This is a genomic window from Mesorhizobium sp. LNHC221B00, assembly GCF_000502935.1.
GTDB classification, from domain to species: Bacteria; Pseudomonadota; Alphaproteobacteria; order Rhizobiales; family Rhizobiaceae; genus Mesorhizobium; species Mesorhizobium opportunistum.
The window spans coordinates 68832-81680 of sequence record NZ_AYWR01000032.1 but is presented as its reverse complement, the minus strand read 5'-3'; the positions used below and the strand labels follow the sequence as shown (position 1 = coordinate 81680).

The 12849-nt window shown below is 62.9% G+C and carries 14 protein-coding genes; 6 read left to right on the top strand and 8 right to left on the bottom strand.

The features are described 5' to 3' along the window. Window positions 1–68 precede the first annotated feature (68 nt). From X741_RS1000000169185 to X741_RS139495, 3 genes are all read left to right on the top strand, one after another. A complete protein-coding gene (locus X741_RS1000000169185) occupies window positions 69–194 on the top strand; it encodes a hypothetical protein (RefSeq protein WP_023780401.1) in 126 nt (41 codons plus the stop codon). A 49-nt stretch (window positions 195–243) separates the two neighbouring features. Continuing rightward, on the top strand, window positions 244–1623 hold the full coding sequence (locus X741_RS139490) for an aspartate aminotransferase family protein (protein ID WP_023780400.1): 1380 nt from the start codon (window positions 244–246) through the stop codon (window positions 1621–1623). A 145-nt stretch (window positions 1624–1768) separates the two neighbouring features. Further along, window positions 1769–2413 carry a cytochrome c oxidase assembly factor Coa1 family protein gene (locus tag X741_RS139495; RefSeq protein ID WP_023780399.1) on the top strand — a complete coding sequence of 215 codons (645 nt, stop codon included), beginning with the start codon at window positions 1769–1771 and terminating at the stop codon, window positions 2411–2413. Between the two features lie 289 nt (window positions 2414–2702). On the opposite strand, the gene mmsB is transcribed toward X741_RS139495, so the two are convergent. The 3 genes from mmsB to X741_RS139510 all read right to left on the bottom strand — a co-directional run bounded on the left by mmsB (window position 2703) and on the right by X741_RS139510 (window position 5305). Further along, window positions 2703–3587, bottom strand: coding sequence for a 3-hydroxyisobutyrate dehydrogenase (gene mmsB / locus X741_RS139500; protein WP_023780398.1), 885 nt, complete (start codon window positions 3585–3587; stop codon window positions 2703–2705). A gap of 117 nt (window positions 3588–3704) precedes the next feature. After that, window positions 3705–4073 carry a four helix bundle protein gene (locus X741_RS139505; protein WP_023780397.1) on the bottom strand — a complete coding sequence of 123 codons (369 nt, stop codon included), beginning with the start codon at window positions 4071–4073 and terminating at the stop codon, window positions 3705–3707. Between the two features lie 65 nt (window positions 4074–4138). After that, window positions 4139–5305 (bottom strand): isobutyryl-CoA dehydrogenase, encoded by a 1167-nt coding sequence (locus X741_RS139510; RefSeq protein ID WP_023780396.1) that lies wholly within the window; start codon window positions 5303–5305, stop codon window positions 4139–4141. A gap of 138 nt (window positions 5306–5443) precedes the next feature. Here X741_RS139510 and X741_RS139515 point away from each other — a divergent pair, with 138 nt between their 5' ends. Together X741_RS139515 and X741_RS139520 are read left to right on the top strand one after the other, a co-directional pair. Next, window positions 5444–6058 (top strand): dimethylsulfonioproprionate lyase family protein, encoded by a 615-nt coding sequence (locus X741_RS139515; protein ID WP_023780395.1) that lies wholly within the window; start codon window positions 5444–5446, stop codon window positions 6056–6058. Between the two features lie 3 nt (window positions 6059–6061). After that, window positions 6062–7537: a cobyric acid synthase gene (locus X741_RS139520; protein ID WP_023780394.1), complete on the top strand. Its 1476-nt coding sequence runs from the start codon at window positions 6062–6064 to the stop codon at window positions 7535–7537. Between the two features lie 192 nt (window positions 7538–7729). On the opposite strand, the gene X741_RS1000000169180 is transcribed toward X741_RS139520, so the two are convergent. Further along, the gene (locus X741_RS1000000169180; RefSeq protein ID WP_023763422.1) at window positions 7730–7900 is read right to left on the bottom strand and encodes a hypothetical protein; all 171 of its coding nucleotides are present in this window, start codon (window positions 7898–7900) and stop codon (window positions 7730–7732) included. 52 nt (window positions 7901–7952) lie between these two features. Then, window positions 7953–8738 (bottom strand): TSUP family transporter, encoded by a 786-nt coding sequence (locus tag X741_RS139525; RefSeq protein ID WP_023780393.1) that lies wholly within the window; start codon window positions 8736–8738, stop codon window positions 7953–7955. Between the two features lie 122 nt (window positions 8739–8860). Here X741_RS139525 and X741_RS139530 point away from each other — a divergent pair, with 122 nt between their 5' ends. After that, window positions 8861–9292, top strand: coding sequence for a TerB family tellurite resistance protein (locus tag X741_RS139530; RefSeq protein ID WP_023763424.1), 432 nt, complete (start codon window positions 8861–8863; stop codon window positions 9290–9292). 14 nt (window positions 9293–9306) lie between these two features. Here the strand turns inward: X741_RS139530 and X741_RS139535 are convergent, their stop codons facing one another. Genes X741_RS139535 through X741_RS139545 form a run of 3 tightly spaced genes read right to left on the bottom strand, consistent with a single transcriptional unit; the run spans window position 9307 to window position 12739 of the window. Continuing rightward, window positions 9307–10929, bottom strand: a complete 1623-nt coding sequence (locus X741_RS139535; RefSeq protein ID WP_023780392.1) for a dipeptide ABC transporter ATP-binding protein — start codon at window positions 10927–10929, stop codon at window positions 9307–9309. Further along, window positions 10926–11795: an ABC transporter permease gene (locus X741_RS139540; RefSeq protein WP_023780391.1), complete on the bottom strand. Its 870-nt coding sequence runs from the start codon at window positions 11793–11795 to the stop codon at window positions 10926–10928. Before X741_RS139540 ends, X741_RS139535 begins: the two co-directional genes overlap by 4 nt. Continuing rightward, complete coding sequence (locus X741_RS139545) at window positions 11792–12739, bottom strand: ABC transporter permease (RefSeq protein WP_023780390.1); 948 nt, start codon at window positions 12737–12739, stop codon at window positions 11792–11794. Before X741_RS139545 ends, X741_RS139540 begins: the two co-directional genes overlap by 4 nt. Between the last annotated feature and the right edge of the window lie 110 nt (window positions 12740–12849).

Sequence of the window (12849 nt, the reverse complement as noted above, 5' to 3'; positions counted from 1 at the left end):
TGTTCTGACGCAATTCCGGACGGAAAACCGTTTCACACTTTTCCTGGAATTGCTCTAAGGTGCCTGCCATGACTCTCGCTAGGCTATCAGCTCGCGCATTCCGGGTGGCGGTGACACCGTCATCGCGCACGCTGCGCGCCGAGCTTTTGCGGCTGTGCGCCCGCATCGGCTATTCGCCGCCTGCCATCCTCTGACGACTTCGCCCCGGCGCCAGCCGGAATGAATCCAGAGGAAAAATCAGACATGACCTATCAGAATTATTCGCTGAAGCAGCTTCAGCAGATCGACGCCGCGCACCATCTGCATCCCTTCACCGACCACAAGGAATTGCGTGAGGCGGGCGCGCGCATCATCACCCATGCCAACGGCCCGTTCATCTACGATTCCGAAGAAACGGAACTGCTGGACGGCATGGCCGGCCTGTGGTGCGTCAACATCGGCTATGGCCGCGACGAACTGGCCGAAGCCGCCTATGCGCAGATGAAGGAGCTGCCCTACTACAATTCCTTCTTCAAATGCTCGACGCCGACGCCGGTGCTGTTGTCCAAGAAACTGGCTGAAATCGCGCCGAAGAACGTCAACCAGGTCTTCTATGGTTCCTCCGGCTCGGAGGCGAACGATACGGCGCTGCGACTTGCCCGTCATTACTGGGTCCTGGAAGGCAAGCCGGAGAAGAACCGCGTCATCTCGCGCAAGATGGCCTATCACGGCTCGACCATAGCCGGCACCTCGCTCGGCGGCATGGATGCCATGCACAAGCAGCTCGGCGGCGCGGTGCCGAACATCGTGCATGTGATGATGCCCTATGCCTACGAGCTGGCGCTGCCGGGCGAAAGCGATCACGATTTTGGCCTGCGCGCGGCCAAGGCCGTGGAGGATGCCATCCTCGAGGCCGGCGCCGACAAGGTCGCTGCTTTCATCGGCGAGCCGGTTATGGGGGCAGGCGGCGTGAAAATACCGCCGATGAGCTACTGGCCGGAAGTGCAGCGCATCTGCCGTAAATACGATGTGCTGTTGATGCTGGACGAGGTCATCACCGGCTACGGCCGCACCGGCGAGTGGTTCGCCGCCCAGACTTTCGACATCGAGCCGGACACCATCACCACGGCCAAGGCGCTGACATCGGGCTATCAGCCGTTGTCGGCGCTGCTGGTCGGCGACCGCATCACCTCGACGCTGGTCGAGAAGGGCGGCGAGTTCAATCACGGCTACACCTATTCCGGGCACCCGGTGGCCTGCGCCGTGGCGCTGAAGAACCTGGAGATCATCGAGAGGGAAGGCCTGGTCGAGCGGGTCAGGAACGACACCGGGCCTTATTTCGCCAAGGCCCTGCAGGAACGCATCGCCGGGCATGATCTGGTCGGCGAGGTGCGCTCCATCGGCCTGATGGGCGCGATCGAGATCGTCAAGGACAAGGCGACCAAGGAACGGTTCCTGCCGTCGGGAAGTGCCGCGGTGACCGTGCGCGACCATGCGATCGCCAACGGCATGATGCTGCGCGCCACCGGCGACACGATGATCTTGTCGCCGCCGTTGATCTGGACCCGCGACACGATTGACATGGCTTGCGAGCGTATCGGCAAGGCGCTGGATCTGGCGCAAGCGGATCTGCGCAAGCGATAAGATATTGCAGGCGTCCCGTAGTTCGGGACGCCTGCCATCCGTCCTGAGCCGGTCTCTTGTTCGTCTTTCGCCGATGGCCCATGGGTTCCGGTCGTCGGCGCTATCGGCTACAAGCCGTCGAGGCCGTTCGCCGAAGGGAGAGTTGATGGCAGGACAACCGCTCAACCAGCCGGCTGAAATTCCGGCCGAGCTCGACCGCTGGAACTGGGGCGCCTTTTTCCTCAACTGGATCTGGGGCATCGGCAACAGCACCTTCATCGCGCTGCTGGCGCTGATCCCGTTGGTCAACATCGTCATGATCATCGTACTCGGCGCGCGCGGCAGTCGCTGGGCCTGGCGGAATCGTGCCTGGCGCGACGCCGAACAGTTCCGCAAGACGCAGCGGAACTGGGCGATCGCGGGACTGGCGGTGTGGGTGGTTGGGATCGGCGGCTGCGCGACGATGGTCGGCAGCATTCCTTTCGTTCTGAAAAGCAGCGACGCCTATCACATGACCATGGATGCCATTCGCGCCGACACGCGCGTGAAAGCCGCCATCGGCGAGGACGTGACCGACAATTTCTGGGTCGGAGGCAATCTCGACGTCAATGCGAATGGCGCGGGGGATGCCCAGTTCAGCATTCCGGTCCATGGCGCCAAGGGCAAGGGCACGGTGTATTCGCACCTGGTTCGCAACGCCGGCACATGGAGCACGCGCCTGCTCGTCGTCAGGGTGGACGGGGAGGATGCGCCGATCGTACTGACCAACGAAGATCACGTTCCAATCCCGAACGCGGCAATCGGAATATGAACCTCTGAAGCGGCAGAAACGCAAAAACCGCGCTCCATCGGGAACGCGGCTTTGCCAGATACGCAGGCGCTTCGCTACGCAAACATTTGCGAAACTTTATGGGCACTTGTCGAACTTACGGGCTCCGGTACGCGAGACCTGATCCGGAGCGCCGGGCGGATGTGATATGTCCGCCTCGCCATCCGTTTTATAGGGACATCGTTACCGCGGAGTTATCGAGAGCTTAAGCAAATCTAAATTTGCAATTTTTCTGACTGTAGAATTCAGAACATCTAATTATATCAGTTGGTTATGCGGGGTTCCCGCGCAAAAAATTAATTATGCCGGAGAAATCGGCGCCGCCGTTCCCTTGAGCGTTGAACAGGGCGTAGAGTTGGGCCGCCTCGGCGCCAAGCGGCGTCACGGCGCCGGAAGCCTGGGCGGCTTCCTGCGACAACTTCAGGTCTTTCAGCATCAATGCGGCCGCAAAGCCTGGCTTGTAGTCACTGTTGGCCGGCGAAGTGGGCACCGGGCCGGGCACGGGGCAATAGGTGGTCAGCGACCAGCACTGGCCGGACGATGTCGAGGCGACGTCGAACAGCGCCTGATGCGACAGGCCGAGCTTTTCCGCCAGCACGAAGGCTTCGGCGACGCCGATCATCGAAATGCCGAGGATCATGTTGTTGCAGATCTTCGCCGCCTGGCCGGCGCCGTCGCCGCCGCAATGGACGATGCGGCCGGCCATCGGCTTCAGGATCGGCTCGGCGGCGGCGAAGGCATCGTCTGAGCCGCCGGCCATGAAGGTCAGCGTGCCGGCCGTCGCACCGCCGGTGCCGCCCGAAACAGGCGCATCGATCGACAACAAGCCATGCCTTGCGGCTGTCGCATGCGCCTTGCGCGCCGATTCGACGTCGATTGTCGACGAATCGATGAACAGCGCGCCCCTTTTTGCCTTAGGCGCGATGTCCTCATAGACCGACAGCACGTGCTTGCCGGCCGGCAACATGGTGATGACCACATCGGCATCCTTCACCGCGGCCAAGGCATTCGCCATGACGACGACGCCGTGCTCTTTCGCTACAGTCAAGTTCTCGGGCACGAGGTCGAAACCGTTTACGGTATACCCGGCCTTGACCAGATTGGCAGCCATCGGATTGCCCATGTTGCCGAGGCCGATGAAGGCGATGGTGGTCATAGTGGCGCTCCGTCATTTGGGTAAGTGGGCAGTAGGCAGTAGGCAGTAGGCAGTAGGCAGTAGGCAGTAGGCAGTAGGCAGTAGGCAGTAGGCAGTAGGCAGTAGGCAGTAGGTGATCTATTCGGGTGCAAGCTTGAGAATAAGCTGGCGAAGCATTTTTCCGATGCCCTCGGTCGCCAACAGTGTCTGATAAGCTTGATCGTGCGTTGCAAGGCCAATGTGTTCAGCGATCAGGAGGTGTGTCTCGAACTCCTTCAGTGAGCCTTGGGCTATCCTGAGGAATTGCTGATAGGAGCCTCTATTGTCTCGGCCATAGCCTTCCGCGATGTTTGCAGGGATAGAGTTTGCCGAGCGACGGATTTGGCTGGTCAACCCGTACAGTTCTTCTTTCGGCCATGTCTTGGTAAGAGAATAGGTGGCGACGGCCAGATCCATCGCCTGCTGCCATACGATAAGATCCTTGTAAGAATTGATCTTGACGGCCATCTCGTTGCCTACTGCCTACTGCCTACTGCCTACTGCCTACTGCCTACTGCCTACTGCCTACTGCCTTACCGTCCGATTAGCGCCCGCGCGATGATGACGCGCATGATTTCGTTGGTGCCTTCGAGGATCTGGTGGACGCGCAGGTCACGCACCAGCTTCTCGATGCCGTAATCGTGCAGATAGCCATAACCGCCGAGCAATTGCAGCGCATCGTTGGCGACGTTGAAGCCGGTGTCGGTGACGAAGCGCTTGGCCATTGCCGACCATTTGCCGGCATCAGGCGCCTTGCGGTCGAGTTTGGAGGCAGCCGCATAAAGGAAGATGCGCGCTGCCTGCAACTCGGTCTCCATGTCGGCCAGCCTGAACTGCAAAGCCTGGAACTGATTGATCTTGGAGCCGAAGGCCTTGCGCTCGGCGGTGTAGGACAGCGCCTTGTCGAGTGCCGACTGCGCACCGCCTAGGGAACAGGCGGCGATGTTCAGCCGGCCGCCGTCGAGACCGGCCATGGCGATGCCAAAGCCGGCGCCTTCGCCCGACAAGAGGTTTTCCGCCGGCACCTTGCAATCCTCGAAGATAACCTGGCGGGTCGACTGCATGTGCCAGCCCATCTTGTGCTCGTTGGCGCCGAAGGAGAGGCCCGGCGCATCCCTGGGGACGATGATGGTGGAAATGCCTTTCGGACCATCGGCGCCAGTGCGGACCATGACAGCATAGACATCGCTGTCGCCGGCGCCCGAGATGAACTGCTTGGTGCCGTTGAGGATGTAGTCGCCGCCGCTCTTCACCGCGCGTGTCTTCAGCGCCGCCGCATCGGAGCCGGAACCCGGTTCGGTGAGGCAGTAGCTTGCCAGCCATTCCATCGAGGTGAGCTTGGGCAAAAAGCGCTGGCGCTGCTCTTCATTGCCGAAGCGGTCGATCATCGAGGCCACCATGTTGTGGATCGAGATGAAGGACGAGAAAGCCGGATCGGCGTGCGACAGCGCCTCGAAGATCAGCACGGCATCGAGCCGGCCGAGTGCGGAACCGCCAACATCGTCCCTGATATAGATGCCGCCGAGGCCGAGCGGGCCGGTCTCGCGGATCACATCGGCGGGGAAATGTTTTTTTCGGTCCCAGTCGAGCGCATTCGGCGCGACGCGGTCGGTGGCGAAGGCCCGTGCCATCTCTTGGATGGCGCGCTGTTCCTCATTGAGTTCGAACTGGCTGGTGCTCGCATCGACCGCGGCGTCCATGGCGTTCTCCCTGATGGTTTCGACCTGCTGGCCTGTCGTTTTTGGCTTTGCGCGCGCACCAATCTAGACCAATGATGCCGCCGCGCAACCCGACCCGCCGCGGAGCGGCTGTGCGCCAATGCATGTCCGGAGTGAGATGTGACGACAAAATTCGACGAACTGCTGGGGCGGTTCCACGCCTATCTTGGTTGCGTGGACAACGCGCTGGTGCGCGAGGCCGTGGCGCGCATCGGCTGGGATATGCCGGCTCGCCCACTGGAGGCACATCCGCTCGCTTGCCTTCGCCATCTCGATCGTGCCGCCGAACTGGCGCCGCCGAATGCGAAGCCTCTGGTGCGATGGCTTGCCGGGCAAAGCGGCAATCTGCATTGGGGGCAGACCTACAGCGAGTCGGATTTCGGCAGCGCATTCGTCGACAATTACGGCTGGCTGGAGGTATTCGGCACACGTGGCCACTTCGCCAATGACGAGGCCGCGGCTGGCCTGCTGATCCTTGGGCCTGACATCGTCTATCCCGACCATCACCATTTCGCCGAGGAGATCTACATTCCGTTGACTGGCGGCACGGAGTGGCGCATGGGCGAGGGTGGCTTTCGCATGCGAGAAGCCGGCGAGGTCGTCCACCACGCTTCCAATGTCAACCACGCCATGCGCACCGGCCAGGAGCCGCTGCTGGCACTCTACATCTGGCGCGGTGGGCCTCTGGCGCAGAAATCCGAGATCACCGGAACCACAGCGCAAGGCAGGGGCTGAACCATGGCCAAAGCCATTATGCTGCAGGGCACGGGTTCTGATGTCGGCAAGACGGTGCTGGTCGCCGGCCTGTGCCGTGCCGCGAAAAAGCGCGGGCTGAAGGTGCGGCCGTTCAAGCCGCAGAACATGTCGAACAATGCTGCTGTGGCCGACATTCCCGGCGACGGCAACCATGGCGGCGGCGAGATCGGCCGCGCGCAGTGGCTGCAGGCGATCGCCTGCGGCGTCGCGCCATCAGTTCACATGAACCCGGTGCTGCTCAAGCCGCAGACCGATGTCGGCGCGCAGGTCATTGTCCAGGGCAAGGTGTTCGGCGAGGCGCGGGCGCGCGACTATCAGGCGCTGAAGGGCCGGCTGATGGATGCCGTTCTGGATTCCTGGGGCAAAGTCGGCGAAGATGCGGATCTGGTCATCGTCGAGGGCGCCGGCTCACCGGCCGAAATCAATCTCAGAAGCCGCGACATCGCCAATATGGGCTTTGCGACGCGTGCGAACGTGCCGGTGGTGCTGGTCGGCGACATCGATCGCGGCGGTGTCATCGCCTCGGTCGCCGGCACGCATCTGATCCTGCCGGAAGAAGACCGACGCATGATCGTCGGCTACCTCATCAACAAGTTCCGCGGCGATGTCTCGCTGTTCGATGACGGCCTGAAGGCGATCGAAAAATTCACCGGCTGGCGCAGCTTTGGCGTCGTGCCGTGGCTGACGGCGGCGGCGCGGCTGCCTTCGGAGGATTCGGTCGTGCTGGAACGGCTCGTGTCCGGCGGGAAACGTGCGCTGAAGGTCGCGGTGCCGATGCTTGGGCGGATCGCCAATTTCGACGATCTCGACCCGCTGAAAGCCGAACCGCAGGTCGAAGTAGTGTTCGTGCCGCCGGGAAAGCCGTTGCCGGCCGATGCCGGGCTGGTGGTCATTCCCGGCTCCAAATCGACGATCGGCGATCTCCTGAAATTCCGCGAAAACGGCTGGGACAGGGATATTGCGGTGCATCGCAAGCGCGGCGGGCACGTCGTCGGCATTTGCGGCGGTTTTCAGATGCTTGGTCGGATGGTGCGTGATCCCGAGGGCATCGAGGGCAGCGTCACCGAGGCCGAAGGGCTCGGCCTGCTCGACATCGAAACGGTGATGGAGCCGGAGAAGACCGTGCGCAATGTCAGCGCGCGATCCGTCCCGTTCGATGTGCCGCTCGAAGGCTATGAGATCCATCTCGGCCGGACCACCGGCCCGGACACGATGCGACCGTCGGCAATCATCAACGGCGTCGAGGATGGTGCTGTTTCCACCGACGGCAAGGTGCTGGGCACCTATATGCATGGCCTGTTCGGCGCCGACGGCTTTCGCGGAAGATTCCTCGAAAGCCTGGGCGTCAAAGGCGGCGGCATCGATTATCGTGCCGACGTCGAGCGGGCGCTGGACGACGTCGCGGCCGAGTTGGAGACCCATCTCGACTGTGACGCGATTTTTGGGCTGGCTCGGTAGAGCGGCGTTACACTTTTTCTCCCGCCTTCGGCCAATCGGCCGGCGACCGAGCGATCCTGTTCCTTCCTGCGCTGCATCTCGATTGGCATCGGTCATCCTTCCGCCAAGGCAAATCCAGCAGAGCCTTCATTGGAATCAAAAGCGCCCGGCTTTTGGCCGGGCGCTCTCGGTCCCCACTTCAAGGGAAACTTGTCAGGCGCCGCGCATCAGACAGCCGGCGGCAAGCACGATGTAGGCGATGAGAACGATCCACACCGATGCGATTGGAATGAACGCAAGGACGCCAAGCGCGGCAAGAATGCCGATGATGGCGATGACAAGGGAAATGATGAAAACAATCTGGGTAGGCGCGCTGAGATTCATGTCTGGCTCCTCCAACATGATTCGAACAGCGTCATTCTATCAGGGCGTGTGGTCACACACCAATCATGACGCGCAGCGGGTTGGCCGGATCGGCCAGCAGCTTCACCGCCAGTGCGACGCAGACGACCACCAGCAGCGGCTTGATCAGTCTGGCGCCGATGCGCATGGCCAGGCTCGCGCCGACGCGGGCGCCGAGGAACTGGGCAATGCCCATCATCAGGCCGATCTTCCAGGAGATGACGCCGACGGCGGCAAAGACGATGAAGCCGCCGATGTTGGACGCGAAGTTGAGCAGTTTGGTATGCGCCGTCGCCTTGAGCACGCCGTAACCGGCCAGGGCGACGAAGGCGAGCATGTAGAAAGAGCCCGCTCCAGGCCCGAACAGGCCGTCATAGAAGCCGATTGCCGGCACAAGGGTCAGTCCAAACAGGAATGGCGACAGGCGTTCAGCGCGGTCGACGTCGTTCATGTTGGGCTTGAGCGCGAAATAGAGCGCGATGGCGATCAGAATCAGGGGCAGCAGGGCGCGCAGGAGATCACTCGGGACGATGGTGGCCAGCAACGCGCCTACGGCGCCTCCGGCGAGCGCCAGCAGCGCCGACGGCAATTGCCGGCGCAGATCGACATGGCCCTTGGAGGCATAATGGATTGTCGCCGATCCGGAGCCGAACATGCCCTGCAGTTTGTTGGTTCCAAGCGCCTCGACCGGCGAGAAACCGGCCAGCAGCAGCGCCGGAATGGTGATCAGTCCACCGCCGCCGGCAATCGAATCGACGATGCCCGCGGCAAAGGCGGCGAAGGCGAGCATGGCAACTGTCTGGATGCTGGGATCGATCATCGATGTGCGGAGCGTCCGGCCGGCGAGGATATCGGCGTTCGACCACGACCGCCCTGTTTGCGCAAGGCCGATTCCGCGCTAACTATTCCAACCGCGTCGCATCTCAATAGGAAAGAAGCCTGATGGCATTCGCATTGTTGGACCAGATACGCTCGATCTTCGATGGCGATCCCGGTGTGCGCAAGGTGGCGGACGATCCCGTCCTGTCGGCCGAACTTCTGATGCTGTTCCGCATGATCCTGGCCGACGGCACAGTCAGCGAGAGCGAGATGGTGGCCTTCCGGCGCATCTGCAAAGACGCCTTCGGCATCCAGGAAAGCAGCATCGACAGCGTTATCGAATATCTCAACGAGTTCGGCTACGAGACCAACGGCTCGCAGGCGATTGCACTGTTCCGCGATCTCGACGTCGAACGGCGCAAGCAATTGGCGCAGCATATGGCGGAGATCGCCAAGGCCGATTCGCAACTGGCAGAGACCGAGGTGCGCCTGCTGCGCCGCACACTCGACCTGCTCGACATCAGTCCAGTCGATGTGGTGAAGGCGGAAGAGTAGGGCGAACCGCCTTCTTAACCTTGCTCCCGCATCCGGCGCGCGATTGCCCTGTGCAGGTCCGGGGCGGCGGCAACCAGCGCCTTGGCGGCCTCGGATTGCGGATGATCGAGCACCTCGTTCGTCCTGCCGCGCTCGACGATCTTGCCGTCATGCATGACCAGCACCTCGTCGGTGATGGCTCGGGCGACGGTCAGGTCATGGGTAATGAAGAGATAGGCGATGCCAAGCTTCTGGTTGAGTTCGGCGAACAGATCGAGGACCTGGGCGCGGATCGAGACGTCGAGCGCCGAGACCGGCTCGTCGGCAACGACCAGCTTGGGGCGGGTGATGATGGCGCGGGCGATCGACAGGCGCTGGCGCTGGCCACCCGAAAATTCGTGCGGGTACTTGTCCATGTCGCTGATGCCGAGGCCAACCTCGTGCAGCGCATGCGCCACCATCTCGCGACGCTCGGCGCGGGTCGGTTTCTTTTCCAGCACATGCAGCGGCTCGGCGACCAGCCTTTCCACCTTCTGGCGCGGATCGAAGGAGCCATAGGGATCCTGGAAGACAACCTGCATGTCGCGTCGCGCCGGCTTCAGTTCTGGTTCGCGCTTGCCGGTGATGGTGTCGCCGCGAAACCGGATCGTGCCCGAACTCGGCCGATCCAGCGCCAGGATCATCCGGGCAAGCGTTGACTTGCCGCAGCCGGAGCGGCCGACCAGCGCCATTGATTGACCCGGCGCCATCGTCAGGGAGACATCGTCGACGGCGCGGATGTCGGGCGCGCGCCTGAACAGCGCGGTGCGCCGGCCGGCATAGTCACGGGTCACGTTCTCGACCTGAAGCAGGGGCTTGCCTGTTCCAGCGCCATGCGGCTTGGCGCGCGCCGGTACATGCATCGAGGCTTGCGCCAGTTGGCGCGTATAGGGGTGGAGCTGTTCGGACAACGTGCGCGCCGTGTCGCCGGCCTCCATCACCTCACCATGGCGCAGGATGGTGATGCGGTCGGCCATCTCGGTCACCACGGCGAGGTCGTGCGAGATCAGCAGCAGGCCCATGCGGCTCTCCGCCACGAGATCGCGCAGGAGGTCGAGGATCTGCGCCTGCAGCACCACGTCGAGAGCCGTCGTCGGTTCGTCGGCGATCAGCAGCTTCGGCTTCAGCGCACAGGCGATGGCGATGACGACGCGCTGGCGCTGGCCGCCGGACAACTCGTGCGGATAGCGCGACAGTGGAAATTTGGCCGAGGGAAGGCCGACGCGGTCGAGCATTTTTCGCGCTCGCTCCTCGGCTTCCGCGCGTGTGGCCTTGGTGTGCCAGCGTATGCCTTCGGCTACCTGTTCGCCGATGGTCTTGACCGGATTGAGAGCCGTCATTGGCTCCTGGAACACCATGCCGATGTCGTCGCCGCGCAGCGCGCACATCTGGTCCTCCGTCGCGGCGAGGATGTCTATGCCGTCGAATGTGACGCGCCCGGTGGCGCGCGCGGCGTGGGGCAGAAGGCGCATCACCGTCAGCGCGGTCATTGACTTACCGGAGCCGGATTCGCCGACCAGCCCCATGACTTCGCCTGATGCAACGGAGAGCTCCACGCCTTTCAGGATCGGCGTATCGCCGATGGCGAGCGACAGGTTCTCGATCTCCAGCAGGCTCATCGCCGCCGCCGCGATTTCGGGTCGAGAATGTCGGCGATGCCGTCGCCCAGCAGATTCAAGCCGAGCACGGCAACGACGATCGCCATGCCGGGAAAGATCGCCATCCACGGCGCCACCACAATGCGGGTCTGGGCGTCGAACAGCATGCGGCCCCAACTTGGCATTGGCGGCTGCGCGCCGAGGCCGAGATAGGAAAGCCCGGCTTCGGCCAGGATGCCCAGCGCGAACTGGATGGTGCCTTGCACCAGAAGCAGCGTGGCGATGTTGGGCAAGACATGCTCGATCGATATCTGCGTGCTGCTTTTTCCCGCGGCGCGCGCGGCCAGGATGAATTCGCGCGGCCAGATCGCCAGCGCGCCGGCCCTGGCGACCCGTGCGAACACCGGAATGTTGAAAATGCCGATGGCGATGATGGCGTTGACGGCGCCCGGCCCGAAGATGGCGGTGATCATGATCGCCGACAGCAGGGCGGGAAAGGCGAAGACGAGGTCGTTGATGCGCATCAGCGCCTCGTCGACGAGACCGCCGCGCGCCGCGGCAAAGGCGCCGAGCGGCACGCCGACGCCCATGCCGATGCCGACCGCTACAAAAGCCACCGCAATCGAATTGCGGGCGCCGACCATGATCATCGACAGGATATCGCGGCCGAAATGATCGGTGCCGAACCAATGCGCCGGCGAGGGCCCCTGCGTCTTGTCGGCTATGACCAGCTTCGTCACATCGTAGGGCGTCCAGACATAGGAGACGATTGCCATCACCAGGATGAGCAAGGTGATGACGAAGCCGGTGACGAAAGCGGTGTTCCGGAATGCCTTGGCCAGGATGCTGCCGAACGTTTCCTCGGGAATGTCGATGTGCAGGGTCATTGCCGGCTTCTCAGGCGCGGATCGACGACCGCATAGGAAAGATCGACGATGAGGTTGACGGCTATGACGGCGGCGACCAGCAGCATGACGACGCTTTCGACGACGATCAGGTCGCGCTGGGTGATGGCCTGGAACACCAGCCGGCCGAGGCCGGGGAGATAAAAAACATTCTCGATGATGATGGTCCCGGCAAGCAGGAAGGCGAATTGCAGTCCGAGTATGGTCAGCACCGGGATCATGGCGTTGCGCAGTGCATGCCGCCAAAGCACGGCGCGATAGGGCAGGCCCTTGGCGCGGGCGGTGCGGATGTAATCCTCGTTCAGCACCTCGATCAGCGCCGAGCGGGTGACACGTGCCAGGATCGCCGCTTGCGGCAAGGCAAGGGCGACTGCCGGCAACAGCAGCGATTTCAGCGCCGGCCAGACACCGGCTCCCCAGCCGGGAAAGCCACCGGCCGGAACCAGGCGCAGCCAGACCGCGAAGACATAGATCAGCATCAGCGCGAACCAGAAATTGGGCACGGCGACGCCAAGCTGCGCCGCGCCCATCGCCACGGTGTCGCCGGCGCGTCCGCGCCGGCTGGCGGAAAACAGGCCGACGGGAATGGCGATGACCGTGGACAGCACAAGCGCGATCAGCGCCAGCGGCAGCGACACGGCAAGCCGTTCGCGCACGAGATCGCTGACCGGCACCGAATAGGTATAGGAGCGGCCGAAATCGAGGCTGAGCAGGCCGCCGGCCCAGTGCAGGTAGCGCCAAGGCAGCGGTGCGTTGAGGCCCATCTGGTTACGCAGCAACTCGACCTGGTCTGCGCTGGCGTTCATGCCCAGCATCAGCCGGGCGGGGTCGCCGGGAAGGATTTCCAGCACCGCGAACACCACCATGGAAGCCAGCACCAGCGTGGCGAGCGCTATGGCGAGGCGCTTGAGGAGGTAGGCGGTCATGGGAGGTGGCGGAGCCCTGTTGCAAACGGGCGAAGGTCGAGTTCCCGCGCACCCCCCTCTGTCCTGCCGGACATCTCCCCCGCAAGGGGGAAGATCAGCAGTTTATGTAT

Coding starts and splice junctions, on each gene's coding strand:
- X741_RS1000000169185 (WP_023780401.1), top strand. CDS start 69: ATGACTCTCGCTAGGCTATCAGCTCGCGCATTCCGGGTGGCGGTGACA.
- X741_RS139490 (WP_023780400.1), top strand. CDS start 244: ATGACCTATCAGAATTATTCGCTGAAGCAGCTTCAGCAGATCGACGCC.
- X741_RS139495 (WP_023780399.1), top strand. CDS start 1,769: ATGGCAGGACAACCGCTCAACCAGCCGGCTGAAATTCCGGCCGAGCTC.
- mmsB (WP_023780398.1), bottom strand. CDS start 3,587: ATGACCACCATCGCCTTCATCGGCCTCGGCAACATGGGCAATCCGATG.
- X741_RS139505 (WP_023780397.1), bottom strand. CDS start 4,073: ATGGCCGTCAAGATCAATTCTTACAAGGATCTTATCGTATGGCAGCAG.
- X741_RS139510 (WP_023780396.1), bottom strand. CDS start 5,305: ATGGACGCCGCGGTCGATGCGAGCACCAGCCAGTTCGAACTCAATGAG.
- X741_RS139520 (WP_023780394.1), top strand. CDS start 6,062: ATGGCCAAAGCCATTATGCTGCAGGGCACGGGTTCTGATGTCGGCAAG.
- X741_RS1000000169180 (WP_023763422.1), bottom strand. CDS start 7,900: ATGAATCTCAGCGCGCCTACCCAGATTGTTTTCATCATTTCCCTTGTC.
- X741_RS139525 (WP_023780393.1), bottom strand. CDS start 8,738: ATGATCGATCCCAGCATCCAGACAGTTGCCATGCTCGCCTTCGCCGCC.
- X741_RS139530 (WP_023763424.1), top strand. CDS start 8,861: ATGGCATTCGCATTGTTGGACCAGATACGCTCGATCTTCGATGGCGAT.
- X741_RS139535 (WP_023780392.1), bottom strand. CDS start 10,929: ATGAGCCTGCTGGAGATCGAGAACCTGTCGCTCGCCATCGGCGATACG.
- X741_RS139540 (WP_023780391.1), bottom strand. CDS start 11,795: ATGACCCTGCACATCGACATTCCCGAGGAAACGTTCGGCAGCATCCTG.
- X741_RS139545 (WP_023780390.1), bottom strand. CDS start 12,739: ATGACCGCCTACCTCCTCAAGCGCCTCGCCATAGCGCTCGCCACGCTG.